A 26,229-nucleotide genomic window follows, 5' to 3' on the forward strand; every position below is an offset into this window, starting at 1 on the left:
CAAAAGGGAAACAGCCCTGACCTACAGCTAAGGCCCCCAAATCGTATCTAAGTGGGAAAGCATGTGGGACTTCCAAAACAACCAGGAGGTTGGCTTAGAAGCAGCCATCCTTTAAAGAAAGCGTAACAGCTCACTGGTCTAAACAAGAGGTCCTGCGGCGAAGATGTAACGGGGCTCAAGATACGTGCCGAAGCTTAGGGTGTGCCATTTATATGGTACGCGGTAGCGGAGCGTTCCGTAAGCCTGTGAAGCGATCTGGTAATGGGTCGTGGAGGTATCGGAAGTGCGAATGCAGACATGAGTAGCGATAAAGAGGGTGAGATGCCCTCTCGCCGAAAGACCAAGGGTTCCTGCGCAAGGCTAATCCGCGCAGGGTGAGCCGGCCCCTAAGACGAGCCCGAAGGGGGTAGTCGATGGGAACCACGTTAATATTCGTGGGCCTGGTGGTGTGTGACGGATCATGTGTGTTGTCATCCCTTATCGGATTGGGATGGCTTCGAAATGGTTCCAGGAAATAGCCCCACCGTATAGACCGTACCCGAAACCGACACAGGTGGTCAGGTAGAGTATACCAAGGCGCTTGAGAGAAGTGTCCTGAAGGAACTCGGCAAATTGCCTCCGTACCTTCGGAAGAAGGAGGCCCTCACTATGCGCAAGCACTTTGAGGGGGCACAGGCCAGGGGGTAGCGACTGTTTAGCAAAAACACAGGGCTCTGCTAAGTCGGCTTCAAGACGACGTATAGGGCCTGACGCCTGCCCGGTGCCTGAAGGTTAAGTGGAGGGGTGCAAGCTCTGAAATGAAGCCCAGGTAAACGGCGGCCGTAACTATAACGGTCCTAAGGTAGCGAAATTCCTTGTCGGGTAAGTTCCGACCTGCACGAATGGCGTAACGACTTCCCCACTGTCTCCAGGACATGCTCAGCGAAATTGAATTCTCCGTGAAGATGCGGAGTACCCGCGGTTAGACGGAAAGACCCCGTGCACCTTTACTGCAGCTTCAGAGTGGCATTAGGAAGAAACTGTGTAGCATAGGTGGGAGGCTTTGAAGCATCGGCGCCAGCTGATGTGGAGCCATAGGTGAAATACCACCCTGTTTGTTTCTGATGTCTAACCTCGTTCCGTAAGCCGGAACAGGGACCCTCTGTGGCGGGTAGTTTGACTGGGGCGGTCGCCTCCTAAAGAGTAACGGAGGCGCGCAATGGTGGGCTCAGGACGGTCGGAAACCGTCTGTTAGAGTGCAATGGCATAAGCCCGCCTGACTGCGAGACTGACAAGTCGAGCAGAGACGAAAGTCGGTCATAGTGATCCGGTGGTCCCTCGTGGAAGGGCCATCGCTCAACGGATAAAAGGTACGCCGGGGATAACAGGCTGATAACCCCCAAGAGCTCATATCGACGGGGTTGTTTGGCACCTCGATGTCGGCTCATCACATCCTGGGGCTGGAGCAGGTCCCAAGGGTTTGGCTGTTCGCCAATTAAAGTGGTACGTGAGCTGGGTTCAGAACGTCGCGAGACAGTTTGGTCCCTATCTGCCGTGGGCGTCGAAATTTGAGAGGAGTTGACCCTAGTACGAGAGGACCGGGTTGAACATACCTCTGGTGTACCAGTCGTTCCGCCAGGAGCGCAGCTGGGTAGCTATGTATGGACGGGATAACCGCTGAAAGCATCTAAGCGGGAAGCCTCCCTCGAGATAAGATTTCATAGAGCCGTCGGAGACCACGACGTTGATAGATCGGATGTAGAAGTGCGGTAACGCATGGAGCTAACCGATACTAATTGCTCTATTCGCGCTTGAGAGTCTCACACCATCAATGACAACACTGGGTCACCAGCTAGCCATCAGATGCGTGCGGATGATTACCCAAGTCGAACGCCAGATTGCCAATCCCCTCGCCGTCGAGGGATTGGTTCAAATACACCAGCACTCGGTGTTCCGAGAGGCTGGCAACCAAAACGTGCACGGTATCGATTTTAAAACCCCACCAAGGCGAAAGCCAAAGTGGGGTACCCAAGCATTCCCCAACGTATCGTCGCACCGGCTCCATTGCCTGGTGGCTATAGCGTCGGTGTCCCACCCGATCCCATTCCGAACTCGGCCGTGAAACCCGCCTGCGCCAATGGTACTATCGCTCAAGCGATGGAAGAGTAGGTCGTCGCCAGGCATTGAAGCCCGTGCGACGATACGAACAAGGAACGCTCAAAACCCATTCACCATGTCTCATACCCCCTTCGCTAACGCGAATGTCGCGGGGTGGAGCAGCCCGGTAGCTCGTCAGGCTCATAACCTGAAGGTCACAGGTTCAAATCCTGTCCCCGCAACCAACCCCTCACATACCACAACCGCCGCCCTCACGGGCGGCGTTGTCGTTCACGGCAAACGCCAGCTGCTGTTGCCCTAAAGACCTGACGGAGTCTCGCAGGTTTGCGCGATGAATGCGCGTGGTGATTGATAGCGCAAAGCGCGGATGCACCTCGTTATCATGGGCGAACCAGCTGGGCAGTTGGTCGATAACGCTTTGCGCACTTGGCTTGGGGTTCACGCGGACATAATCGCGCTTGAGGACTGCTGACCGGGGGCCTTCGCAGGATCAATCCAATGCAGCCGTGTATTGCGTGCGGTATAGCAGCCGCCGTTGTCGGTGAGCCAATCGATCGGTTCGGGCACTCGGTTTACGCGGGCGTAGCGATGCTCGACCGTGGCGACCATCAAGTCCTGGGCGTCCTCGGCGGTGATGCCGGCCGTCGTTGCGACGTGTCCCATCGCCTCGCGGTCGCAGCAGTCTAGCGCGAAGGCGCGACGTACCCGCCCTTGTCGCAGGTGATCTCAGCGCGTTGTCATCGCTATCGGTGCATATCTTGCGAGGCGGGGTTGCGCGGTGTTTGGACGCCAGCGTCGAGGTGGGGGTGGCACTGTGCTGCTTGCTGCCACACTGCACGGAGCGATGGCTGATCGAGCTTTATCGGGATGCGGCCAGGCAGGCGGACGAGATTGGCAGGGCGCAGGGGGTAATGCCGCGTTCAACGGGATTGTCCGCCAGCCGCGCCGTGCAGGCTGTTATGAAGAGGTGCCTGAACCATGAGTATGAGACTACCGCGAGCGGCCGTTGCTCGCGTATTGAGCGGCGATCTGGATGAGACAGTAGCGGCGATCAGGATGAGACTCTGCGGCCGTGACGGGAGCGAGATTGTCGCGGCGCGACAGGCAATGCAAGGCCAACTTTGGTCTTGATCGCCGCTCCGCGACAGACGGTGTCTCAGCTTGATTGTCGCTGGAGGGCTGCGCGGCGTCGGTAGCTCTCGACGTTCATCTCGAAGATGGTGGAATGATGAACGAGGCGATCGACAGCGGCGAGCGTCATGGCGGGGTCAGGGAATACGCGCGACCAGTCGCCGAATGGCTGGTTGGCGGTAATGAGGGTTGATCGGCGTTCGTAGCGGGCGCTAATCAGTTCGAAGAGGACGGAGGTTTCGGCCTGGTCCTTGGTGACGTAGGCGAGATCGTCGAGCACGAGCAGGTGATATTTGTCGAGCTTGGCGATCGCACTTTCGAGGGCGAGCTCACGGCGCGCGATCTGCAGTTTCTGGACGAGATCCGAGGTACGGGTGAACAGGACGCGCCAGCCCGCCTCGATGAGTGCCATGCCGATTGCAGCGGCGAGATGGCTCTTCCCGCCGCCCGGTCCGCCAATCATGATGAGGTTGGCCCCCTTCTCGAGCCAGCTGTCGCCGGCGCAGAGCGCCATGATGTGAGCCTTCGAGATCATCGGCACGTTGGTGAAGTCGAAGGTGTCGAGGGTCTTGCCTGGTGGCAGGCGTGCTTCTGCCAGGTGCCGCTCGATGCGTCGCCGGTCGCGTTCGGCGATCTCATGCTCGGCGAGCGCGGCGAGGAAGCGGGTGGCCGGCCACGCCTCCTTGTCGGCGCGTTCAGCGAACTGGAGCCAGGCCTGCTTGATGGCAGGCAGACGCAGTTCGTTGAGGATGAATGCGAGGCGCTGGGTGTCGACAGCGGGGTTCATGCGGCCGCTCCCGTCAGCAGAGTGTCGTAGACGGCAAGCGAGGGCAATTGCACCGAGACGACCGGCAAGCTGGCCGGGTCTGGTGAGAAGCGTGCTCGTAGCTGCGTGAGGTCTGGCAGGCGCCTGGCGTCCAGATCCGCTGCCAGAACATCTGCCAGCTCTGCTTCGCAACCCCGCTCATGCGCGAGCGAGAGCAACTCGACCATGATCTTGCAGGCGACGCGCTCGGGCAGTTGTTCGATAAGACGGTCGAATGTCCGGCGATACGCTTCGCGCGGAAAGATCTGGTCGCGGTAGACGAGGTTCATCAGCGCCATAGGTTTGCGCCGCAGGCTGTGAATGACGTGCCGGTAGTCGACGACGTGTCCGTGCTTGCCGTCGCTGGGCGTTCGTCCGCGACGGAGCGTCATGAGACGCGTCGCGCCGAGGAAGATATCGAGGCGGTCGTCATACAGGCGGACCCTCAGCCTGTGGCCGATGAGGCGCGACGGGACCGTGTAGAAGACCTTCTTCAGCGTGAAGCTGCTGGTCGAGGTGACGGGGACAATGCTCTCCTCATAGTCGCCGGTGCGAAGCTGCGGGAGCGGCTGCAGCGTTGCGCGCTCGGCATCGATACGAGCCGCGTTGCGTCGGTTCTTGCGCGCGACGATCTCGTCGATGAAGGCGCGATAGGCGGTCAAATCGTCGAAGTCGCCGGATCCGCGCATCAACAGTGCGTCGTTTACGGCATATTTGAGATGGCCGTGGGGGCTTTCGATAGCGCCGTTCTCATGGGCGACACCGCGATTGTTGCGCGTCGGCTCCATCGCATAATGCTCGCAAAGCGCATCATATCGCCGCGTCAGGTCAACTCTGGCGTCAGCGTCGAGATTGCGGAATGCGGCCGACAGGCTGTCACTGCGGTGTAGGCGTGGCGCGCCGCCTACCGCCCACAGGGCGTTCTGCAGTCCCTCGGCCAAGGCGACATAGCTCTCGCCGCCGAGGATGACATGGGCGTGCTCGAAACCCGACCAGACCAACCGGAAGTGATAGAGGAGATGCTTGAGCGGCTCGCCGGCGACCGTGACGGGCACATCGAGGTCGCCCATATCGGTGAAGTCCGACAGGCCCATGTGGCCGGGCTCGTGGGTCTGACGGAAAATGACTTCCTGGTCCTGACCATGCCGCGCACGCCATGTCCGGATGCGCCGCTCCAGGGTCCTCCGGATACCGGGCGACAGATCCGAATGCCGGCGAAGCATCTCCTCAAATATGGCAACGGCCCGCAGGCCGGGAGCCGCCTGGAGAAGTGGGACAATCTCGGTGTCGAAGATCTCTGCCAGCGGGTCTGGTCGGCGCCGACCTCGCGGCTCCGCCTTCTGGGACGGGAGTTTGCCGCCCTTGAGCAGTCGATAGGCGGTCGCCCGGCTGATACCGGCCTTGGCCGCTGCCACGGGCACCGGGTCGCTTTGACGATGTTTCATAAAGAGCCTCGTTTGATGATCGTTGACGTGTCGACCGCTCACCTGCGCTCTTCCCCCAAGGAAAAGCCCAGATGTAGGCCGGTCACGACCACCAAAGCCCTTCGAAAGGGCTTCCGTTTGGGGCTGTCGGCTCCGGGCTACGCCCTACGCCGACAGCCCCAAACGGAGTCTCATCTTGATTGACGCTGCTGTCTCACCTTCATCGCCGCGCAGCACTCGCGTTCCTGAAGGCAGGCGGATCGTCAGTGTCGAACGCATGTCGAGGGCCTTCATCAAATACCATCTGGACGACGGGCGTGCGCTTCACCAGTTCAAGGCCGAGGAGCCGCACGCCACACCGCATGACCATCCTTGGGGGTTCGAGACGGAAGTCCTCGAAGGCGGCTATGTCGATGAAGTGTTTCATCTGGATTCGGGCGGGGGCTGGCATAGCGAGCTTGCGCACCGCCTCCCCGGCGAGCGGTATCATGTCGACGCTACGCATATCCACCGCATCGTCGAGCTACCGACAGGGGAATGCTGAACGCTCGTTCGTGCCGGTCCCCCTGCGCGGGAAACACGGTTCTGGCGGTTTGGGGACACGGTTCAGTCGCGTGCCTGGCATGAGCGGAATGGACGCTTAACCTTTGACGAACAGAACGGAAGTGTCGCCGTATTCATCACACGTCGGTGCTTATATAAAAATCCAGTCGACAACAGGAATGCCAATCGCGCCAGACAGTAATATACCCACGAAGCTAAAGGAGGTGATATACGTTAGCTCGACACTGTATATCGCGTTGCTGCTGGTTGGGAATGTGCAGTTTTACGATCTGTGGCTTTAGCTCGTTGCCGCGTAAACCTAGAGGTAGGCCAGTCTTGTCGGTTTGGAGCTGTGCTGCGCCGCTTTCGATACGCGCTATTCGTTTTCCGTCGAGGGTTAGCGTTGCCGATTGGCCCCTGTAGTCGATCGTTGCGACCCGCCCGTCGTCGGTCCGTCGGCTTAGCGTGGTACCTCGCGCCGCAGCATGATTGGGGCGGATGTTCCAGTATATGAAGTTCGCATCCTCGTGGAAGCCGACCAGGCGCCACGTATAGTCGACCATCACCAGCGCGGTGGGCGAATAGCCGGGTGCGTCTTCCTGCGTGAAGTGGCCGGTCAGCGGATCGAGTTGCTGGCGCATCGACGGGTCCGCCTGGATCGCGTCGCACCATGCGGTCATCATCGTCCCGAACTCGGCGGAGCGACCGTAATGATCGAACCAGCGCCCGGCGCGCAGGGCGGTGAGGGCCTGCGACGCGCCGCCCCAGCTGTTGGCGGGGTTTGGCCGGACGAAACCGGGATCGTCGAGCGCGATCGAGGCTAGCGGGACGGGAGCCCAGAACGCCTTTGGATTGCCGAGCTGCTGCTGCCAGATCCGTTCGAACATCGGCTGGTCGACAACGTGCTCGCCGCATACCCGGCTGATGACGTCGCCGCGCACGCGGACGAACCGGTCCTGCGGATCGCGGTCGTAGAAGGCTGCGTCGGTCACGTCGTACAGGCGTGCGAGGATTAGGCGACGGATCGTCTCGGCACGCTCCTCCCAGCGGTCGGCTTCGGCAGTGCGGCCCAGCGCGCGTGCCATCGCGGCCAGCGCGCGGCGCCCGCCGAACACGGTCGCCGACAGGTCCGGGCAGAGACGTGGCAGCGACGCGATCGGATGATGCGTGGCGGCGTCCTTGTTCGGGCACTGGTTCGGCATCCCGGCCCAGCGTGGGCTGTTGTCGTGTCCGGTGTCGTAGGTGCAGAACCCCTCGATCAGGCCTGTACCGCGTGTGTTGCGGTGGCGCACGAGCCAATCGTCCCACGCCGAACATGCGCGATACGCCTGTGCGAGCAAGGCCTCGTCGCCGGTGACGCGGGCGAGTTCCCAGGAGGTGGCAGCGATCGGCACGACCATCTGAATCTGGCCGAAGCTTGTTTCCGTGATCTTGTTGTTCGCGGGCAACTGGCCGTTTGCGCGTTGCAGATCGAAGAACGTCGTGTGGCTGTTCCGCGCGACGTCGGGACGCCAGTGGCGATAGACCAGCGCTTCATGTGGCCCGCATTCCTGCCAGATGCCTTGATAGGTCGCGCCTTCGATCAGGACCGGTGCGCTGACATAGGGCATGGTCCGGACATTGGCGGCCAGCACCGCCAGCGCCTTGTCGTACCCCGCCTGCCAGCGCGTGTTCGCTGTCTTGAAGAGCGGCGTGTCGGTCGGCACCGCCGAGACCGCGGCGCGGGGCAGGGCGAGCGTAGCGGCGGCGGCGGTCGTCCCGGCGAGGAAGTGACGGCGGTCCATCAGGATCTCCCGGCAGGAATGGGCGTGTCGACGGTCACGCGATCGACGTCGATCGATCCGCCGGGCCTGTCGCGCGTGAACGTGAACAGCGCGGGGCGTGACCCTTTCCACCAGGAGAAACGGGCGAGCGGTATCGGCGCGCCGATCGGTACGAAGGTCTTGCCGTCAAGGCTGTAACTGTACGTGACGCGCTGATCCTCGGCGACGTCGGCGCGCAGGTCGATGCGGGTGCCGGTGAGCACAGGTCCAGCGGTTTCCACGCCTTCGCGCGCGACCGTCACGCTGGTTTTCCCCTCCGCGCGGACGAGCCCGATCCAGCTGGCGCGAACGCCGAACAGCGACAGGCCGGCACGTTGCCCGTCGACCATCCGGCGCGGATCGATCCGCGCGGTGATCCTGCTCGACGGGCCTTGCAGGATCTGGGTCAGGGTATTGCGTGCGGTGACGAGGTGCTCGGCGGGCAGCGCGGTCAGGCGCAGGAAGCCGGGACGAGCGCTCAGGCTCCACGCGCGGTCGTCGGGATTGTGGTTCCACTCCCATTGCGGGCCGAGCGTGCGGGAGGAGAAATCGTCGGAGGCTTGCAGGCGGTACGGCGCGGGGCTGTTCCGCGTGTCCGGCACCGTATGGCGGTCGACCGGCTGGCCGGCGGTGGAGCCGGGTATCGGCGCGCCGATCAGCGGCCAGCCATCGACCCAGCGCAGCGGTTCGAGATAGCTGATCCGGCCGAATGCGCCGGTCGAGTTGAAATGCACGAACCAGCCTTGGCCGGACGTCGTCTCGACCCAGCCGCCCTGATGGGGGCCTTCCAATTTGGTCGTGCCTTGGCGCAGCACCACGCGCTGTTCGTAGGGGCCGCGAATGTCGCGTGCGCGCAAGGCGACCTGTGCGCCCTTCTCGACGCCGCCGAACGGCGCGAGGATGTAATACCAGCCGTCACGCTTGTAGAGCTTGGGCCCCTCGAGGATGGGGAGGTTGACCTTGTCCTCGACGATGGTCGTGCCGGGATCGAGGACGCGGGTGCCGTCCGCGCTCATCCGGTGGAGGATCAGCGGACCTGCGCCATGCCGCGAATGGACCAGCCAGGCGGTGCCGTCGTCGTCCCAGAACGGGCAGGGGTCCTCCAGCATCGGTTGGTCGATCACCTTGATTGGTGTGCTCCAGGGTCCTTCGGCACGCGTCGCGGTGGCCATGAAGATGCCCTCGTCGGGAGTTGCCCAATAGACGTAGAAGCGTCCGTCGTGATGGCGGATCGAGGGCGCCCAGACGCCTCCGGCATAGCGCGTGCCGCCGACCGGCTTCGAGATCGCGTCGGTCAGCGTGTGGGGGCCGGGCATGTCGTATTCGGGCGCGAACGGCAGGCGTGGCAGGACGTGGCCGAGGATCCGCCAATGCACCAGATCGCGTGAATGCAGAATCGGTATGCCGGGCGAGAAGTGGAAGCTCGACGCGACGAGGTAATAGTCGTCGCCGACGCGGATGACGTCGGGATCGGAATAATCCGCGAAGATTACCGGGTTGGTATAGGTTGCTGGCGCCGCGCCGATTGCCGGAACCGCGGCGATTGCGAGCGCGAAGACGAGTGCGAGACGCGTCATGCAGCGAGCCTGTTGCCATAGCCGATGATGACGGTCGCCAACACCAGCAGCGCGACGCCGCCCCAGACGGTTGCGCGGACCTTGGGTGCCGCATCCCGCCACTCGCGGAAGGCGAAGCCCCAAAGCGTGCCGAAAATGATGATCGAGGCCATGTGCAGCGTCCAGGACGAGAAGCCGAACCGCCCCATCTGACTCTCGCCCATCGTGTAGAAGAAGAACTGGAAATACCAGGCGAGGCCGGCGACCGCGCAGAGCAGGAAATTGGCGACTAGCGGCGTGCGGCCAGCGCCGCTGCCGACGTCGCTGGTCGGGCTCGCGCGCCCGATCCACTGGCCGGCGCTGCGATTGCGCGCGATCAGGATCATGCACCAGATGCCGTTGGTAACGAGGCCGCCGAACATCACGAGGCACAGCACCGGGAGGCCCGTCCAGAGCGGTCCGGTGCCGGCGGCGGCGGATAGCGTGCGAACCGGTTCGCCCGCCGCCAGCCCGAACGCGAAGCAGGACGACATGATGCCAGAGAAGATCGCGACGCCTATCCCCTTGCGGAAATCGAACTCGGCGACCGCGGCCTGCTTCGCCTCGATCGATAGTGCCGCATCCTTGCGCGCACCCGCCAGCGCGACGACGACGATCCCGAGCAGGGTCACGCCGAGGCCTAGCAGGACGATGCGCCCGCTGATCGTGTCGAGCAGTTTCGCCGCGAAATCTCCCTGGAACAGCGGCGGGATCAGCGTGCCGAAGACGGTGCACAGCCCGAGCACCACCGCCATCCCGAGCGACAGGCCGAGATAGCGCATCGTCAAACCGTAGGTGAGACCGCCGAAGCCCCAGAGCATGCCGAACAGGATCGGCCACAGGATCGCGGCGCGGGGCGCCGCGGCGAGGACGCCGAGCAGATCCTCGGTCTGCAACGCAGCGAACAGCCATGGCGCGATCAGCCATGAGACGATCCCGCCGGTGAGCCAATAGATCTCCCAAGACCAGCGCTTCACGCCGCGATAGGGGACGTAGAAGCTGGCCGAGGCGAGCCCCCCGAGCCAATGAAAACCGACGCCGAGCAGCGGGTTGGGGGTCATCGCACGTCTCCGTCGAGAGCGGGGGCGAGATCGAGCCCGAGGCGGTAAAGCCGGTTCGCGGTGCCGGCGAACAATGCGCGGCGTTCGCCTTCGGACAGATCGGCGACCGAGTCGTGGAGCATCGCCAGCGTATCGTCGAACGAGGCGAACAGGCGGTCGGTCGGGAAATCGCTCGCCATCATCGCACGGTCGGTACCGAACAGGTCGATCGCGCGGCGGACGCGGTCGCGGGCTGCGCGTGCGTTCCACGGACGGATTGCGAAACCGAGGCCGGACAGCTTGATCGCGACGTGTGGCAACCGGGCGAGCGCGCGCAGACCGTCGAACCAGTCGGCTTCGCCATCGACGCCCATGCCGGCATGGTTGAGGAACACCGGAATATCGGGGTGCCGTTCGATCGTTTTGGCGAGCGCCGCGAACTGGCCGGGATAGGCTTGCAGATCGAAGGACAGGTCGTGATCGGCGAGGCGGGCGAAGCCGTGCTGCCAGCGTTCGTCGGTCGGCATGTCCCGGGGCGTGTAGGTGTGGTTCGGATCGGGATGCCAGTTGACGATCTGGCGAACGCCGCGAACCGTGGGACGCTCGGCCTGTGCGGCGAGTTGCGCGTCGATATCGGGCGCGTCGAGTGCGGCGAAGGCGATGATCGCGGTCGGCAGGGGCTGCGCTTCGGTGACGGTCTGTACCCAATCGGTCTCCGCGATCGCCTGAGATGGCGCAGCGCCGGCCTCGACATGGACCGCACCGACGACGTTCCAGCGTGCTGCTTCCTCGAGATAGTCGGCGGGGCCATAGTCCTGCGCGATCGCCGATACATTGCCGTTCGGGCCATCGTCGGCGAAGGGCGGCGTCAGCCACGCATAATCGAGCCGACCGCGCTGCCAGAAATGGACATGGGCATCGACGAACGGAACGGGATCGAGCACGGCCATGCCGCTATCCTCTCTGAAACAAGGCGGCCCCGGTTTTTTACCGGTGACCGTAAGACGTCGGGTCGGGGTCGGCGGCGTGTCAGAAGGTCGTGCGGCCCCCCGACGTATCGAAGGTCGACGCGGTGGTGAAGCTGCACTCGTCCGACGCCATGAAGCAGATCATCGCCGCGGATTCGTCTACTTCGCCAAGCCGACCCATCGGGATCTTGCCGCGCATGTAATCCACCTGGCTCTGCGGCAGTTGCTCGAGGATCGGGCTTTCGAAGGTGGCCGGCGTGATCGCGTTGGCGACGATCCCGCCCGGACCGCCTTTGCCGGCGAGTTCCTTGCCAAGAGACTTGGTGAAGCCGATCACCGCCGCCTTCGACGCGGAATAGGCCGAGGCGTTGGGGTTGCCTTCCTTGCCTGCGACCGATGCGACGTTGACGATCCGGCCATAGCCGTTTGCCAGCAACAGCGGCACGACCGCGCGGTTGCAATAGAACAGCCCGTTGACGTTGATGTCGATCACGCGCTGCCAGCTGTCGATCGGATAGTCGTGCACGGGGGCGGTGGCGCCGGTTATTCCCGCCGCGCAGACCAGGATGTCGATCGCGCCCAGTGCTGCATGGGCGGCCGCTGCCGCCTTTTCGACTGCCGCCGCATCGGCGACGTCGAGGGCCTCGACATGCGTTGCGCCGATCTCCGCGCCCGCGCTCGCGAGCTTGTCCGCATCGAGATCCCAGAGCGCGACCCGGCCGCCTTCCGCGACGATCCGTGCCGCGACCGCCTTGCCGAGACCGGACGCACCGCCCGTGACGATCGCCGTCCGACCGGAGAAGCGCCCCGCGTAGAGGCTCACGCGGTCACCGCATTGCGCGGGTGCCGCCACGCCACGACCGTCTGCGTCTGCTCGCCGAGCCCGTCGATTGCCAGGTGCATCGTGTCACCGGCCTTCAGGAAGATCGACGCAGGCTTCTTGCCCTCGCCGACGCCGGGCGGGGTGCCGGTGATGAGCAGGTCGCCGGGCTCCAGCGTGACGTATTCGCTGACATACGAAATCAGTTCGTCGATCGCGAAGATCATCGTCTTCGTGTTGCCGGTCTGCATCCGCTCGCCATTGACGTCGAGCGCCATCGCCAGGCCCTGCGGATCGCCGATTTCGTCGGGCGTCACCAGCCACGGGCCAGTCGGGCAGAAGGTATCGTGCCCCTTGCCCTTGGACCATTGCGTACCGCGCTGCTTCTGGTTGAAGCGCTCGGACACGTCGTTGACGAGCACATAGCCGGCGACGTGATCCATAGCATCGGCCTTGTCGACATAACGGCAGGTCTTGCCGATTATGACGCCCAACTCGACCTCCCAGTCGCTATGCGTCGAGTCCCTCGGCAGCATCACCGCGTCGTTCGGGCCGGACAGGCTCGACAGCGGTTTCATGAACATCATCGGCTCGGTCGGGATCGGCAGTCCCGATTCGATCGCGTGATCGCGGTAGTTGAGGCCGATCGCGACGATCTTGCCGATCCCGGCGACTGGCACACCGTAGCGTGGCGCACCCTCGACCAGGGGCAACGTGGCGGGATCGATATCGGCGAGGCCCGAGATCGCATCGACGGTCAGGTCGGGGATCATCGCGGATAGGTCGCGGATATGGCCTTCGGCGTCGACCAATCCCGGTTTTTCGGCGCCCTTTGGGCCGTAGCGGCAGAACTTCATGGACAGATCCTCAGTGCGTATAGGGGCGGTGAAGCGGGATATCGGGGTTCAGCGCGACGCTAAAACCGGGCTTGTCGAGCTGGCTCGCCTTGATGCGGCCGTTGACGGGTACGGGCTCGCCGAGCAGTTGCGGCGCGAACATTGGCACGATTTCGGTCGGGCCGGGATGCATCATCAGGAACTCCGCGAACGGCGAGTTATGGCGGGTGATGACGAAGTGATAGCTGTACACCGACGAGCCGTGCGGCACGACCATCTTGCCACGCGCATCGGCCAGCGCGCTGATCTTGAGAAGTTCGGTGATGCCGCCGCACCAGCCGACATCGGGCTGGATGATGTCGCAGCAGTCCATCTCCAGCAGCATGCGGAAGCCCCAGCGGGTAGCCTCGTGCTCGCCGGTCGTCACCAGCATGCCCTTGGGGACGTTGCGCTTGAGTTCGGCATAGCCCCAGTAATCGTCGGGGCTGATCGCCTCCTCGATCCATTTCAGCCCGTGCTCGTGGCAGGCGATGGCGAGGCGCGTGGCGTAGTCGACGTCGAGCGCCATCCAGCAATCGTACATCAGCCAAAAGTCGGGGCCGCATTTCGCGCGCATGTCGGCGAGCAACACGACGTTCTTGCGGAGCCCTTCCAGTCCCTCGGCAGGGCCGTGATGGAGCGGCAGCTTGCCGCCGATGAATCCGAGCTCCTTGGCGATATCGGGTCGCGCGCCGGTCGCGTAGAATTGCAGTTCGTCGCGGACGGGGCCGCCCAGCAACTGGTGGACGGGCTCGTCGCGCAGTTTGCCGATCAGGTCCCATAACGCCAGATCGACGCCGGAAATGGCGTTGATGACCAGTCCCTTGCGGCCGTAATATTGCGTCGAGAAATACATCTGGTCCCAGATCTTCTCGGTCTCGGCGGGGTTTCGTCCTTCGAGGAAGCGGGCGAGATGCTTCTCGACGATGTAGCAGGCCGGCTCGCCCCCGGTCGTCACCGCGAAGCCGATCGTGCCGTCCTCCGCCTCGATCTCGACGACCAGCGTGCCGAGCACGTTGATCCCGAAGCTCTGCCGCGATTGGCGGTATTCGGGATAGCGCGCCATCGGCGTGGCGATGTGATCGTCGATCCAGTGGCCCGCGCCCTGATCGTGATAATCCGCACCACCGCCACGAACGGTGAAGGCGCGAACATGCTTGATACGAGGCAAACCCATGCCATTCCTCTCTATCCCGCCCTCGCGAAAGGGCGGATACGGTGTTCCATCATGCGGTACGCGTTTTCACCCGAATGCTTGCCAGATGCTACGCGATCTTCCATATTATGGGAATGGATGTTATTAAATGAGATATGATCCGTCAAACGCTTCTTCGCAACAGTCGCAGCCGGATGCCGCCGCGCGGGCTTCATCGGGAAGCCAGACACTGTTGCGCGGCCTCGACGTGATCGAGGCGGTGGTCGATGGTCCGGTGACGCTGGCGGAGCTGGCGAGCCGGCTCGGGCTGACGCGATCGACCGCGCACCGGCTGGCGACTGCACTGATCGAGCGCCGCTACATCACCTTCACGCCGCGTCTCGGCTATCTGTCGGGGCCCAAGCTGCTTGAGTTGGGTTTTGCCGCACAACGCCAGACCGATATCGTCCAGGTCGCGCGCCCGCATCTCGAAAGCCTGGCCGCGTCGACCGAGGACACCGTGCATATCGGCGTGCGCGACGGCGATCGTGCGCTGTATCTCGACAAGATCCCGGGGCGCCGGCGCGTAGAGATTAGCAGCCGGGTAGGGGACCGCCAACCGCTGACCGCGACCGGGCTCGGCAAGGCGCTGTTGCTCGACGACGCGCCGGAGGGCTGGGAGGCGATGGTGGCGGAGGATCGGGGCAGCGGCGCACGACCGATCGATTTCCCGACATGGCAGGCGCGGATGCAGGGCTATGTCGCCGGCGGTCATGCCTATGATCTCGAGGAGAACGAGGATCTGATCCGCTGCGTCGCGGCGCCGGTGCGCGATGCGAGCGGCCGGATCGTCGGCGCGATCAGCGTGTCGAGCGCGGCGCAGTACATGGACGACGAGCGGATGGCGCGGCTGACCGGCGAAGTGCGCGGAACGGCACAGGCGATCAGCCTCGACCTCGGCTGGTCCGAACCCGACCCCAGATAAGGAACAGATATGCGACTGCTCGACGGCAAGACGGTATTGGTGACGGGTGCCTCAGCGGGGATCGGTCGCGCCGCCGCGATCGGTGCCGCGCGACACGGCGCCGACGTGGCGATCAACTTCTCGCGCGACGAGCAAGGTGCAGCGGAGGCGGTCGCCGAGATCGAGGCGCTGGGGCATCGCGCGATCGCGGTGCAGGGCGACGTCGCCGATCCGGCTACCGCGAAGGCGTTCGTGGGGGCCGCGGTCGAGGCGTTCGGCAAGGTCGACGTGTTCGTCAACAATGCCGGCATCTGCCCGTTCCATGCGTTCCTGGACATGCCGGTCGAGACGTTCGAGCGAACGATGCGCGTGAACCTGCACGGTGCCTATTTCATGGTCCAGGCGGCGGCGAACCAGATGGTCTTGCAGGGACATGGCGGGGCCATCGTGGCAGTTTCGTCGATATCGGCGCTGGTCGGCGGCGAGTACCAGACGCATTATACGCCCACCAAGGCCGGGCTGCATTCGCTGATGCAATCGACGGCGATCGCGCTGGGGCGGTACGGTATCCGTTGTAACTCGGTTCTTCCGGGTACGATCCTGACTGATATCAACAAGGAGGATCTGGCTGACGCGGACAAGCGTGCGCGGATGGCCGCCCGCGTGCCACTCGGTCGGTTGGGCGAGCCGGACGATCTGGTTGGTCCGATCGTGTTCCTCGCGTCCGATCTCGCACGTTACGTCACCGGCGCATCGTTGCTGGTCGACGGCGGCGCGTTCGTGAACCTGCAATAGCGATGGGTCAGGCCGCCTCCACGCTGGATTTTCGCGAACGGGCGCGACGACGCCTGCCGCATTTCCTGTTCGAATATATCGATGGCGGTTCCTACGCCGAGACGACGCTGCGCCGAAACGCGGCGGATCTCGAACAGATCATGTTGCGACAGCGCGTGCTGCGCGACGTCGGCACGATCGATCCGTCCACGACGCTGTTTGGTCAGAAGATGGCGCTGCCGGTCGCACTCGCGCCGATCGGGCTGGCGGGGATGAACGCGCGCCGCGGCGAAGTGCAGGCGGCGCGTGCAGCAGCCACGGCGGGGGTGCCGTTTTGCCTGTCGACCGTATCCGCCTGCCCGATCGACGAAGTCGCGCGCGCCACCGAACGACCGTTCTGGTTTCAGCTCTACATGATCCGCGACCGCGGTTTCATGAAGGATCTCATCCTGCAGGCGAAGGCGGCGAAGTGTTCGGCGCTGGTATTCACCGTCGACATGCCGGTGCCGGGATCGCGCTACCGCGACTATCGATCGGGATTGGCCGGATCGGCGGGAAGGGCGGGTGCACTGCGTCGGATGTGGCAGGCGGCAAGGCGACCGCATTGGGCGTGGGACGTCGGCGTCCGCGGTCGTCCGCATCAACTGGGCAACATCGCGCCGCTGCTTGGCGACAGCACGGGGCTGGAGGATTTCTTCGCGTGGATGCGCGGTAATTTCGACCCCACCGTGACGTGGCGCGATCTCGATTTCATCCGCCAGAACTGGGACGGGCCGCTCATCATCAAGGGCATTCTCGACGCGGAAGATGCGTGCGAGGCCGCCGAGTTGGGCGCGGACGGCATCGTCGTATCCAATCACGGTGGTCGCCAGCTCGACGGCGTGCCCTCTACCGCGATGGCGCTGCCGCCGATCGCAGCCGCGGTCGGCGACCGGCTGACCGTGCTGGTCGACGGCGGCGTGCGGACGGGGCTGGACGTCGTGCGGATGCTTGCGCTCGGCGCCAGGGGCGTGATGCTGGGTCGAGCCTGGGCGTTCGCCTTGGCCGCGGACGGCGAAGCCGGCGTCGCGCGGATGCTGGCGCTGGTCGAAGCAGAGATGCGCGTCGCGATGGCCCTCACCGGCTGCACCGATCTGACGAAGATCACGTCGGACATCCTGGTCCGCTAACCGCGTCGCGCGGATAGCGGCACCGATCGCCCTTTCTGCGCACATGCGATGCCGGGCGGCATCGAACCGTTCAATCATTCGGCCGAGGCGGAAATAGGGTTTCGCCCGATTTACTCGACTCATCGTACCCGCTTGACTCAGTAAATCTCACAAGATAGATATTAGTCTCAATATACGGGATTTAATGGTAAGGCGATGATATCGCTACCATAGGATCGCGACAGAGCGGGCTACCCGCCGAGACAATGGGACGACAACGACACCGGTTGCGTAGCGGCAGGTGTTTTTAGGGGAGGATTGCGATGCATTTGACTGTTGCCCGCCGCCGGCTGCTTGGCGGTACCGTTCTCTCGGCGGTCGCCGGGATCATGCTCTGTGCACCCGCGAGCGCACAGACGGCGCCGCAACCAGGAGCCAGCGAGCCTGCCGCCCCGGTTTCCACACCCGCTGCCGCGGCCGATCTGCCCCAAACAGGCACGTCAAATGCGGGTAATGAAGACATCGTCGTCACCGGCTCGCGCATTGCCCGCACCGGTTTCGACGCGTCGACCCCCGTCAGCGTCGTCGGTGCCGAGGACATCAAGCTGTCGGGCAACGTGAACATCGAAAAGACGTTGTCGCAAATACCGCAGGCGGTCGGCTCGCAGCTCGGCAGCGCTACCTCGAACACCGTCCCGGGCGGCTTTGCCGACGTCAATCTGCGCGGCTTCGGATCGCAGCGGAACCTGGTTCTGGTCAACGGTCGCCGTTTTGCGATCTATGGCCCGGAACAGGTGGTCGATCTCAACACCATCCCGTCGACGCTGGTGCAGCGTACCGAGATCGTCACCGGCGGCTCGTCCGCGGTCTACGGTTCGGACGCCATCACCGGTGTCGTCAACTTCATCATCCGTGACGATTTCGAAGGTGTCGAGGGTCGCGGACAGCTCAACATAGACCGCGCGACCGGCACCCCGGTGTACAACGCGGATCTGACCCTGGGCGGCAACTTCGCGGAGAACCGCGGCAACCTCGTGGTATCGGGCAACTACCTCAAGCGCGGGGCGATCACGCGCGGCGATCGCGGCAGCTTTGCGTTCGATTCACTCAATGACGGCTGCGTGGTACGCGGCACGAGCAGTCCGGACCGCGCCGGTACGCCCTTCACGTCGATCGGTACGAACGGCTGCGTCGCAGCAGGCGGCGAACTCGGGTTCGTTCGCGGTGGCAGTGGCGACATTCCAAACGGTCGCTTTTCCGGCATACCGGCGGCTGGCGGCTCCAATGCAGCGCTAAACGCCGCCTATGCCGCGGCTGGCCTAGGCGCGCTTGGCTCGCGCGGGTTCACGTTCAACGATGGCGGCACCGCTGCCCGCCCGGCGCTCACCCCGCAGGACGATTTCAATCTGGGGCCGGACAACTACCTGATCCAGCCGCAGGAACGGTGGATGATCAACAGCTTCGGTCATTACGACTTCAACGATCACATCACCGGCTATACCGAGCTTCACTACAGCAACAACGAGGTGAACGCACGGCTGGCGCCCACCAACGTCGGCGTGCCGACACTGTTCAACGTCAACAATCCCTATCTGACGCCCGCATTGCAGGGTGTCCTCCAGCAACTCGATCTCGCCGAGACGGGTACGACCACCGTGTCCAGCGGTACGGCAACGCGCACGACGACGCGCGGCGACGGGTTGGCGGTACTGACCGCAGGGCGTCGTTATTCGGAGGTGGGCCCGCGTCTTGCCAGCGAACGGCGCAACGTTTTCCGCGGTGCATGGGGCCTGCGCGGCGATCTCGGCAGCGTATCCGACACCGTCCTGACCGATCTGAAATACGACGTTTATTATACCTACGCGCGCAGCGAGGACACGTTGGTCCTCCAGAACGCGATCTCGCGCAGCCGACTTCAGGCCAGCCTGTTGTCGGCCGGCGGCGCTGCACCGGTGTGCAACATCTTCGGCGCCAACGTGTCCGATGCCTGCGCCTCGGCGATCCGCATCGGCGCGACCAATTCGACGATCGCCACGCAGCAGGTTGCGCAGGGCAATCTGACCGGCACGTTGTTCAAGCTGCCGGCAGGGCCGGTCGGCTTCTCCTATGGCTATGAATGGCGCAAGACGAGCGCGCAGTTCACGCCGGATTCGTTCCTGTCGTCGGGCGATGTCGCAGGCTTCAACCCCGGCCTGCCGACGCGCGGCTCGACGACCGTCAAGGAGGTGTTCGGCGAAGTCCGGGTACCGCTGATCCACAACACGCCGTTCATCGAAAGCCTCGTCGCCAACGGCGCGTTCCGCTATTCGAAGTACAATCTGTCGGGTGTCGGCGGGCAATGGACCTATCTCGGCGGCGCCGACTGGCGGGTGAACCGGGATATCGCCTTCCGTGGCCAGTATCAGCGCGCGATCCGTGCGCCGAGCGTCGCCGAACTGTTCGGCGGCACGACTCGCGTCGTCGGCGCTGCGACTGATCCCTGTTCGAACCGGGGGGCGGCGGCGCAGCAGACCGCGGCCGTCCGCGCGATCTGTGCCGCGACCGGCGTTCCCGCTTCGCAAATCTTCACGGCGAGCGTGCAGCCCAACAACATCATTCCCGCCGATTTCGGCGGCAATGCAAACCTCGGCGCGGAGAAATCGGATACCTACACGCTCGGTGTCGTCGTCACCCCTGCCGCGCTGCCGCGGCTGTTCCTCAGCGTCGATTACTTCAACGTCGGACTGAAGGGCGCGATCTCGTCGCTCGGCGGCGGCCTGCAGAACACGCTCAACCTGTGCTACAACGTCATTCAGGACGCGAGCAGCGAATTCTGCCGGGCGATCAGACGCAACCCGTCGTCGGGTGAGATCAACGATCCGTTCGTGGCGCAGGTGCTCAACGCGAACACGGGCGAATTGAAGACGTCGGGTATCGATTTCGCGGCGCGTTATGCCTTCAACCTGGGCTTTGGCCTGCCGGGCCTGGGAACCAGCAGCCGTGTCGAGATCGGCACCAATTATACCTGGCTGGCACAGTTCGACTCTGTCCCCGTCGCGGCCTTGCCCGCGCTTGAGAACAAGTGCGCGGGATCGTTCGGCACCACGTGCGGACAGCCGCTGCCGCGGTGGCGCGGTACGTCGCGCGTGACGTGGACGACCGGCGATTTCGGCCTGTCGCTGCGGCATCGCTATATCGGACCGGTGACCAACGATCGCTACATCCTGCCACTGCGGCAGGGATCGGCGTCGGCGCCCACACTCGACAGCCTCGTCTATCCAAAGCTCGGGGCGGAGAATTACTTCGACCTGTCCTTCACGGCCGCGCTCCTGAAGAACATCGAGCTGTTTGGCGGCGCGAACAACCTTTTCAACAACAAGCCCCCGATTACCACGCAGGGGCCGAACGCCAACACCTTCTCGTCGACCTACGACGTGCTCGGCACTGAATTCTTCCTCGGCGCGTCACTCAAGTTCTAGATGTCCCCCCCTGAGAGGCGCAGGTCCTGTACCTGCGCCTCTTTTTTTCCAGATTCTCGGGAAGAGCCTTATGTTCGCCACTCCGCTTGACCGCCGTTCGCTGATCGTCGGGAGCGCCGCATTGTCGGCAATGGCCGCCGTGCCGGCCTTCGCGGCGGGGGAGGGGTGGACCAGCGTTCGCCGCTACGGCGCGAAGGGCAATGGCATCGCGATCGACTCCGATGCGATCAACCGTGCGATCGACAGCGTCGCGAACAAAGGCGGGGGTACCGTCTACATCCCGCCCGGCACCTATGCCTGCTACACCATAAGGCTGAAAAGCAGGGTCACGCTCTACATCGAAAACGGCGCGACGTTGCTCGCCGCGGCGCCGACGACGGCACGCGGTTACGACCATGCCGAGCCGATCGATCCGACCATCGCCGGTTTCCAGGATTTCGGTCACAGCCACTGGCGCAACAGCCTGATTTGGGGCGAGGGGCTTCACGATATCGCGATCCTCGGCGGCGGCCTGATCTGGGGCAAGGGCCTTGGACGCGGGGACGGCAAGGACAATTGGCTGTCCGACCCGACCGGTCCCGGGACGGCGAACAAGGCGATCGGCCTGAAAAACTGTCACGGCGTCACGCTGCGTGACTTTCGCGTGCTGGAGGGCGGCTGGTTCGCGATCCTCGCGACAGGCGTCGACAATATGACGATCGACAATCTGCTGATCGACACCAACCGCGATGGCATGGACATCGATTGTTGCCGCAACGTCCGCGTCAGCAATTGCACCGTCAACGCGCCGTGGGACGATGCGATCTGTCCCAAGAGCAGCTTTGCGCTCGGCGAGGCGCGCATCACCGAGAACGTCACGATCACCGGTTGCGTCGTGATGGGCAATTATCAGGTCGGATCGGTGCTCGACGGGAGCTGGCGCCGGATGCCGCCAGAGTTCGCGCCCAAGATCCACGGCCGTATCAAATGCGGCACCGAGAGCAATGGCGGGTTCCGCAACATCGCGGTCACCAACTGCATTTTCGAGGACAGCCGCGGTCTCGCCTTCGAGACGGTCGACGGAGGCGTGATCGAGGATATCGCGGTCTCCAACATGACGATGCGCGGGATCGTCGATGCGCCGATCTTCCTGCGATTGGGAAAGAGGATGCGCGGCCCTGCCGGTCGCCCGATCGGCAGCTTGAAGCGCGTGACGATCGACAACGTGGTCAGTTCGGGCGCGAACATGCTGCCCTCGGTCATCGCCGGCCTGGCAGATCACCCGATCGAGGACATCGCCATCTCGGACAGCCATTTCCATCATGTCGGCGGCGCCCCCGCCAGCATGGCGACGGTGCGCCCACCCGAAGCCGAGCTTGGTTACCCCGAAGCGACGATGTTCGGCGACCTTCCCGCGATCGGCTTTTTCGCGCGTCACGTGCGCGGACTGTCGATGCGCGGCGTGGAAGTGACCACGGCAGCGCCCGATCCGCGACCGGCGATCCGACTGGACGACGTCGCCGATGCCGATTTCGCCGGCATGCGGTTGCCCAACGGCATCGGCTATTCGCTCGAGAGGGTAAGAGGCTTTTCCAGCGCCGACGCGCGGGCGCGCAGCGATCGCCGTATCGAAGGGCCGTTCACCGGTACCGTTTAGGAAAATATGGGCTTTCGCGGCGCCGCCGCAGCGAACGCCGTGGTTCGCGCGAGATGTTTGATGCGTTCGACCATGTCGGTCGCTGGGCGCTACTCAAGCTTATCGCCGAGTCGTTGCGGACTGCGTCCCGGCACGGCTCGCCAAGACCGCCCTTGCGCAGGTCGGCGACCACGCTGTCGGCGATATCGAGGAGATTTGGCACGGTCTTACGCGCCCGTTCACCCCGCCCGCCGCGTGGCTGGAGAACCAGGGGCCGGCAAGGGCGGGGGTAACCCAGCCCTATTTTCGTTCCTCGATCACGACGCGGTTGCGCTCTAGCCGTTCGCGTTCTCCGCCGAAGGAAATGGGATGGCATCCGGGTCGACGCGGTGTCCAGCCAGTTCGGCAACGAGCCCGGCAAATTTATCGGGCGAGTTTCGACATCCCGCCTCAGCGCTCCTACGACCCGCTATTGTACGCCTCTGCGCATCCTACGATGGCTCGAAATCGTGAAAGATACCATCGCGGAGCAAACAGTGGATACGATCGAGCCGTCACATCCGCTGGGTCTGCGCGGCACGCGCGCCCATGGCGGATCACATCCCGTAGCTGATCAATGGGCCACCTCGCCACGTTCATCGATCCATGCGCGAGTCTGCACCAGAACTTCATCGGATAGCGCGGCATCGTCGACGGCTCGCGCGAGGATCACCGCACCCACCATCGCCGCCCAGTTCCCGATCGCAGCGCGTCGTTTCTGCGCGGTATCCGCTCCCGACACGACATCGGCGAGGCGCTCGATCTGGCTGCGCAGTCCCTTGGTCATGGCAGCGCGCGCCGCCGGCGATTGATGGCGCAACGGGCTGGCAAGGCTGGCGGTCGGACAGCCGGTTGCGGCGCGATCGCGGTGGTCTGGCGACAAATATGCGTCGAGATACGCGTTCAGGTCACCACTGACGCTGTCGGACGGGGTGAGCGCATGCGTGACCGTCTGCGCGATCAGATCGTCCTTCGACGCGAAGTGGCCGTAGAATCCGCCATGCGTGAGACCTGCCGCCTTCATCACCTCCGACACCGTGACGGCGTCGAACCCGCGGTCGCGAAACAGCGTGCTGGCGGCATCGAGGATGCGCGTGCGGTTCGCAGACATCTGCTCGCGACTGACCTTCATGGCGAAAACTCCGGGATCGGCATTGACAGTTTCATGATGACCATCATATTTGAGCAATCATGATGTTCGTCATGTATATAAGCGTCTATCGAAAGAGAGCAATCCCATGACCCGTCCGACCGTTCTCATCACCGGTGCCTCGACCGGCATCGGCGCGACCTATGCCGATCGTTTCGCCCGCCGTGGCCACGACCTCGTGCTCGTCGCGCGCGATACCGCGCGGCTCGATGTGCTTGCCGCGCGGATCGCGGACGAGACCGGCGTGGCGGTCGATATCCTCACCGCGGACCTGACCCGCGAGGACGATATCGCCGCGGTCGAACTCCGGTTGCGCGACGACGTGAAGATCGAGATCCTGGTCAACAACGCGGGCGCAGGGCTCGGCGGGAGCTTCGTCGATCAGTCCGCAGAGGCCGTCCGGGGGAACGTCGCGCTCAACACGACGGCGGTCGTCCGGCTCGCGCATGCGATCGCACCGCGACTGGTGGCGGCGGGCACGGGGGCGATCGTCAATCTGGGCTCGGTCGTCGGACTCGCGCCGGAGTTCGGCATGACCGTCTACGGCGCGACCAAGGCGTTCGTGCTGTTCCTGTCGCAGGGTCTAGCACTCGAACTCGGCCCCAAGGGCGTCTACGTCCAGGCCGTGTTGCCGGCGGCGACCCGGACCGAATTGTGGGGTCGCGCGGGTGCGGACGAAGCCGCGTTGCCGCCGATGATGGACGTCAACGAGCTGGTCGATGCGGCGCTGGTCGGCTTCGATCGACGCGAGGGCGTGACGATCCCGACGCTGCACGAGGGCGAACTCTGGGATGCGTTCGACGACGCGCGCAAGGCGATGGTGCCGCGGTTCGCCCAGCTTCTCCGCGCCGATCGCTACGCTGCCGCCTGACCCGGCACGCTCACGCCGGGCGCAGTCCCCGACGCCTCCAGAGGGAACGAAGCATCATGAAAGCCTATATCCTCGACGCTTACGGCAAGGGCAACCGACTGCGCCGCGGCGAGATGCCGGACCCGGTCGTCGGGCCGAACGACGTCCTGGTCGAGATCCACGCCGCCGCGCTCAACGTGATCGATTCGAAGATTCGCAACGGCGAGTTCAAGCTGATCCTGCCGTACACGCCGCCCTTCGTCCTGGGCGCGGATTTCGCCGGGATCGTGAAGCAGGTCGGTGCCGACGTGACGCGGTTCGCGGCCGGCGATGCGGTCTATGGCAGCCCGCGCCAGGGACGGATCGGCACGTTCGCCGAGTTCATCGCGGTGGACCAAGCCGACGTCGCGCTGAAACCCGCCAACCTCTCGATGGAGGAGGCCGCGTCGATCCCGCTCGTCGGTCTCACCGCGTGGCAGGTCCTGGTCGAGCGCGCAAAACTGAAGCGCGGGCAGAAAGTGCTGATCCACGCCGGATCGGGCGGTGTCGGGACGTTCGCGATCCAGCTTGCGAAACATCTCGGCCTGCACGTCGCGACGACCGCGGGGACGAGCAACCTCGATCTGGTTCGCAATCTCGGTGCGGACACGGTCATCGATTACAAGACGCAGGATTTCGCCGAACTGCTGTCCGGCTACGACGCGGCACTCAACAGCCTCGACGCGAAGACGCTCGCCAAGTCCCTCAAAACGCTCAAGCCTGGCGGCAATCTGATCTCGATCTCGGGGCCGCCCGATCCGGCGTTTGCCCGTCAACAGGGGCTCAACTGGGGCCTGCGTCTGGTGATGCGCCTGATCAGCGCGGGTATCCGCGGCAAGGCGCGGCGCCGCGACGTCAACTATTCGTTCCTGTTCATGCAGGCGAACGGCGAGCAACTGGCAACCATCGCCACGCTGATCGAGGGCGGCGCAATTCGGCCAGTCGTCGACCGCGTTTTTCCTTTCGCGGAATTGAACGATGCGATGGCCTACATCGATACCGGCCGCGCGAAGGGCAAGGTCGTCGTCAGCATCCGCTGATCGCGATCGCTCGAACAAGGTAGCCACATGACACATCCCGTATCGCGCACCCGCGCCACCGACGCCTGGATCGAAACGCCTACGCTAAGCGTCCGGGCGGCCGGCACGTCGTTCGCCTATCGTCGGCTTGGTCCGGAGCAAGGTGTGCCCGTCGTCCTGCTCAACCATTGGGGCGCCAATCTCGACAATTTCGATCCGCGCATCGTCGATGGTATCGCGCAGGATCGGCCGGTCTACGCGCTGGACTATCGGGGTGTCGGCAAGTCGGGCGGCGACGCGCCGACGACGATCGCGGCGATGGCCGACGACATGGTCTCGGTCATCGCCAGCCTGGGCCTAGACGCGGTCGACTTGATTGGCTTCTCGCTAGGCGGATTCATCGCGCAACAGATCGTACTCACGAGACCCGATCTGGTCGGCAAGCTGGTGCTGGCGGGTACCGGGCCTGCCGGTGGAGCAGGCATAGAGCGGGTCGGTGCGGTCGCGTGGCCGCTGATCGTCAAGGGCCTGCTGACGCTGCAGGATCCGAAAACCCGTCTCTTCTTCACGTCGACGGCGAACGGCCGCCAAGCGGCGAAGGCGTTCCTGCTCCGGTTGAAGGAGCGCGAGATCGACCGAGACGCCCCTGTCACGCCGAAGGTTTTCCTGCGCCAGTTGAAGGCGATCACGGCATGGGGTCGCCAGCCTGCGCAGGATATCGCGAGCATCGCCAAGCCGGTCCTCGTCGCGAATGGCGACCACGACGCCATGGTCCCAAGCGAAAACTCGGCCGACATGGCGCGCCGCATACCCGGCGCCGAGCTCGTCCTGTACCCGGACGCCGGCCACGGCGGCATCTTCCAGTATCACGAGGACTTTCTGCAGCGCACGCACGCGTTCCTCGCCGCCTGAGGCATCTTCCCTTCGTTATCGTCACC

The 26,229-nt window shown here is 64.1% G+C and carries 18 protein-coding genes, 1 tRNA gene, 2 rRNA genes and 2 pseudogenes (1 of these 23 only partly in view); 12 read left to right on the top strand and 11 right to left on the bottom strand.

Annotated features, from left to right (window positions below; genetic code table 11):
* The 3 genes from AC1MLZ_RS15365 to AC1MLZ_RS15375 all read left to right on the top strand — a co-directional run.
* A 23S ribosomal RNA gene (locus tag AC1MLZ_RS15365) occupies positions 1-1,795 on the top strand; it begins 1,001 nt to the left of the window's first position.
* 251 nt (positions 1,796-2,046) lie between these two features.
* A 5S ribosomal RNA gene (rrf, locus tag AC1MLZ_RS15370) occupies positions 2,047-2,161 on the top strand.
* An 83-nt stretch (positions 2,162-2,244) separates the two neighbouring features.
* A tRNA-Met gene (locus tag AC1MLZ_RS15375) sits at positions 2,245-2,321 on the top strand.
* 297 nt (positions 2,322-2,618) lie between these two features.
* Here the strand turns inward: AC1MLZ_RS15375 and AC1MLZ_RS15380 are convergent.
* The 3 genes and pseudogenes from AC1MLZ_RS15380 to istA all read right to left on the bottom strand — a co-directional run.
* Positions 2,619-2,805: pseudogene (locus AC1MLZ_RS15380) on the bottom strand (IS3 family transposase); the annotation flags it as partial.
* Positions 2,806-3,259: 454 nt separating this feature from the next.
* Positions 3,260-4,015: pseudogene (istB, locus tag AC1MLZ_RS15385) on the bottom strand (IS21-like element helper ATPase IstB); the annotation flags it as partial.
* Positions 4,012-5,520 (bottom strand): IS21 family transposase, encoded by a 1,509-nt coding sequence (gene istA / locus AC1MLZ_RS15390; protein WP_151989758.1) that lies wholly within the window; start codon positions 5,518-5,520, stop codon positions 4,012-4,014. The pseudogene istB and the gene istA, both read right to left, overlap by 4 nt.
* Positions 5,521-5,734: 214 nt before the next feature.
* On the opposite strand from istA, the gene AC1MLZ_RS15395 reads away from it, so the two are divergent.
* The gene (locus AC1MLZ_RS15395; RefSeq protein ID WP_480959227.1) at positions 5,735-6,001 is read left to right on the top strand and encodes a hypothetical protein; all 267 of its coding nucleotides are present in this window, start codon (positions 5,735-5,737) and stop codon (positions 5,999-6,001) included.
* Between the two features lie 214 nt (positions 6,002-6,215).
* On the opposite strand, the gene AC1MLZ_RS15400 is transcribed toward AC1MLZ_RS15395, so the two are convergent.
* The 7 genes from AC1MLZ_RS15400 to rhmD all read right to left on the bottom strand — a co-directional run bounded on the left by AC1MLZ_RS15400 (position 6,216) and on the right by rhmD (position 14,277).
* Entirely contained in the window at positions 6,216-7,784 is a 1,569-nt protein-coding gene (locus AC1MLZ_RS15400) for an MGH1-like glycoside hydrolase domain-containing protein (RefSeq protein WP_480959228.1), read from the bottom strand.
* Positions 7,784-9,379: a glycoside hydrolase family 43 protein gene (locus AC1MLZ_RS15405; RefSeq protein WP_480959229.1), complete on the bottom strand. Its 1,596-nt coding sequence runs from the start codon at positions 9,377-9,379 to the stop codon at positions 7,784-7,786. Before AC1MLZ_RS15405 ends, AC1MLZ_RS15400 begins: the two co-directional genes overlap by 1 nt.
* Positions 9,376-10,458 (bottom strand): L-rhamnose/proton symporter RhaT, encoded by a 1,083-nt coding sequence (gene rhaT, locus AC1MLZ_RS15410; RefSeq protein WP_480959230.1) that lies wholly within the window; start codon positions 10,456-10,458, stop codon positions 9,376-9,378. The genes AC1MLZ_RS15405 and rhaT overlap by 4 nt, the downstream gene beginning before the upstream one ends.
* Positions 10,455-11,387, bottom strand: a complete 933-nt coding sequence (locus AC1MLZ_RS15415; protein WP_480959231.1) for an amidohydrolase family protein — start codon at positions 11,385-11,387, stop codon at positions 10,455-10,457. Before AC1MLZ_RS15415 ends, rhaT begins: the two co-directional genes overlap by 4 nt.
* 79 nt (positions 11,388-11,466) lie before the next feature.
* Entirely contained in the window at positions 11,467-12,228 is a 762-nt protein-coding gene (locus AC1MLZ_RS15420; RefSeq protein ID WP_480959232.1) for an SDR family NAD(P)-dependent oxidoreductase, read from the bottom strand.
* Entirely contained in the window at positions 12,225-13,082 is an 858-nt protein-coding gene (locus AC1MLZ_RS15425; RefSeq protein ID WP_480959233.1) for a 2,4-didehydro-3-deoxy-L-rhamnonate hydrolase, read from the bottom strand. The genes AC1MLZ_RS15420 and AC1MLZ_RS15425 overlap by 4 nt, the downstream gene beginning before the upstream one ends.
* A gap of 10 nt (positions 13,083-13,092) precedes the next feature.
* Positions 13,093-14,277: an L-rhamnonate dehydratase gene (rhmD, locus tag AC1MLZ_RS15430; RefSeq protein WP_480959234.1), complete on the bottom strand. Its 1,185-nt coding sequence runs from the start codon at positions 14,275-14,277 to the stop codon at positions 13,093-13,095.
* A 127-nt stretch (positions 14,278-14,404) separates the two neighbouring features.
* On the opposite strand from rhmD, the gene AC1MLZ_RS15435 reads away from it, so the two are divergent.
* The 5 genes from AC1MLZ_RS15435 (at position 14,405) to AC1MLZ_RS15455 (ending at position 22,215) form a co-directional block, all read left to right on the top strand.
* A complete protein-coding gene (locus tag AC1MLZ_RS15435; protein ID WP_480959235.1) occupies positions 14,405-15,220 on the top strand; it encodes an IclR family transcriptional regulator in 816 nt (271 codons plus the stop codon).
* Between the two features lie 9 nt (positions 15,221-15,229).
* Positions 15,230-15,994, top strand: a complete 765-nt coding sequence (locus AC1MLZ_RS15440) for an SDR family NAD(P)-dependent oxidoreductase (RefSeq protein ID WP_480959236.1) — start codon at positions 15,230-15,232, stop codon at positions 15,992-15,994.
* Between the two features lie 2 nt (positions 15,995-15,996).
* The gene (gene lldD / locus AC1MLZ_RS15445) at positions 15,997-17,142 is read left to right on the top strand and encodes an FMN-dependent L-lactate dehydrogenase LldD (RefSeq protein WP_480959237.1); all 1,146 of its coding nucleotides are present in this window, start codon (positions 15,997-15,999) and stop codon (positions 17,140-17,142) included.
* A gap of 302 nt (positions 17,143-17,444) precedes the next feature.
* Positions 17,445-20,579 (top strand): TonB-dependent receptor domain-containing protein, encoded by a 3,135-nt coding sequence (locus AC1MLZ_RS15450; RefSeq protein WP_480959238.1) that lies wholly within the window; start codon positions 17,445-17,447, stop codon positions 20,577-20,579.
* 70 nt (positions 20,580-20,649) lie between these two features.
* A complete protein-coding gene (locus AC1MLZ_RS15455; protein WP_480959239.1) occupies positions 20,650-22,215 on the top strand; it encodes a rhamnogalacturonidase in 1,566 nt (521 codons plus the stop codon).
* Positions 22,216-22,807: 592 nt separating this feature from the next.
* On the opposite strand, the gene AC1MLZ_RS15460 is transcribed toward AC1MLZ_RS15455, so the two are convergent.
* Positions 22,808-23,365, bottom strand: coding sequence for a TetR/AcrR family transcriptional regulator (locus tag AC1MLZ_RS15460; RefSeq protein ID WP_480959240.1), 558 nt, complete (start codon positions 23,363-23,365; stop codon positions 22,808-22,810).
* Between the two features lie 106 nt (positions 23,366-23,471).
* Between AC1MLZ_RS15460 and AC1MLZ_RS15465 the strand changes: the two genes are divergently transcribed.
* The 3 genes from AC1MLZ_RS15465 to AC1MLZ_RS15475 are packed head-to-tail and all read left to right on the top strand — an operon-like array spanning position 23,472 to position 26,203.
* The gene (locus AC1MLZ_RS15465) at positions 23,472-24,254 is read left to right on the top strand and encodes an SDR family NAD(P)-dependent oxidoreductase (protein WP_480959241.1); all 783 of its coding nucleotides are present in this window, start codon (positions 23,472-23,474) and stop codon (positions 24,252-24,254) included.
* Between the two features lie 56 nt (positions 24,255-24,310).
* Positions 24,311-25,312: an NADP-dependent oxidoreductase gene (locus AC1MLZ_RS15470; protein WP_480959242.1), complete on the top strand. Its 1,002-nt coding sequence runs from the start codon at positions 24,311-24,313 to the stop codon at positions 25,310-25,312.
* 27 nt (positions 25,313-25,339) lie between these two features.
* On the top strand, positions 25,340-26,203 hold the full coding sequence (locus tag AC1MLZ_RS15475) for an alpha/beta fold hydrolase (RefSeq protein WP_480959243.1): 864 nt from the start codon (positions 25,340-25,342) through the stop codon (positions 26,201-26,203).
* The last annotated feature ends 26 nt before the right edge of the window (positions 26,204-26,229 follow it).

The sequence above is a fragment of the Sphingomonas sp. PEI4 genome (assembly GCF_056679955.1).

Bases quoted from the DNA above. Each gene is read 5' to 3' on its own strand.
- AC1MLZ_RS15395 (WP_480959227.1), top strand. From the start codon at position 5,735: ATGTCGAGGGCCTTCATCAAATACCATCTGGACGACGGGCGTGCGCTT.
- AC1MLZ_RS15400 (WP_480959228.1), bottom strand. From the start codon at position 7,784: ATGGACCGCCGTCACTTCCTCGCCGGGACGACCGCCGCCGCCGCTACG.
- AC1MLZ_RS15405 (WP_480959229.1), bottom strand. From the start codon at position 9,379: ATGACGCGTCTCGCACTCGTCTTCGCGCTCGCAATCGCCGCGGTTCCG.
- rhaT (WP_480959230.1), bottom strand. From the start codon at position 10,458: ATGACCCCCAACCCGCTGCTCGGCGTCGGTTTTCATTGGCTCGGGGGG.
- AC1MLZ_RS15415 (WP_480959231.1), bottom strand. From the start codon at position 11,387: ATGGCCGTGCTCGATCCCGTTCCGTTCGTCGATGCCCATGTCCATTTC.
- AC1MLZ_RS15425 (WP_480959233.1), bottom strand. From the start codon at position 13,082: ATGAAGTTCTGCCGCTACGGCCCAAAGGGCGCCGAAAAACCGGGATTG.
- rhmD (WP_480959234.1), bottom strand. From the start codon at position 14,277: ATGGGTTTGCCTCGTATCAAGCATGTTCGCGCCTTCACCGTTCGTGGC.
- AC1MLZ_RS15435 (WP_480959235.1), top strand. From the start codon at position 14,405: ATGAGATATGATCCGTCAAACGCTTCTTCGCAACAGTCGCAGCCGGAT.
- AC1MLZ_RS15440 (WP_480959236.1), top strand. From the start codon at position 15,230: ATGCGACTGCTCGACGGCAAGACGGTATTGGTGACGGGTGCCTCAGCG.
- lldD (WP_480959237.1), top strand. From the start codon at position 15,997: ATGGGTCAGGCCGCCTCCACGCTGGATTTTCGCGAACGGGCGCGACGA.
- AC1MLZ_RS15450 (WP_480959238.1), top strand. From the start codon at position 17,445: ATGCATTTGACTGTTGCCCGCCGCCGGCTGCTTGGCGGTACCGTTCTC.
- AC1MLZ_RS15455 (WP_480959239.1), top strand. From the start codon at position 20,650: ATGTTCGCCACTCCGCTTGACCGCCGTTCGCTGATCGTCGGGAGCGCC.
- AC1MLZ_RS15460 (WP_480959240.1), bottom strand. From the start codon at position 23,365: ATGAAGGTCAGTCGCGAGCAGATGTCTGCGAACCGCACGCGCATCCTC.
- AC1MLZ_RS15465 (WP_480959241.1), top strand. From the start codon at position 23,472: ATGACCCGTCCGACCGTTCTCATCACCGGTGCCTCGACCGGCATCGGC.
- AC1MLZ_RS15470 (WP_480959242.1), top strand. From the start codon at position 24,311: ATGAAAGCCTATATCCTCGACGCTTACGGCAAGGGCAACCGACTGCGC.
- AC1MLZ_RS15475 (WP_480959243.1), top strand. From the start codon at position 25,340: ATGACACATCCCGTATCGCGCACCCGCGCCACCGACGCCTGGATCGAA.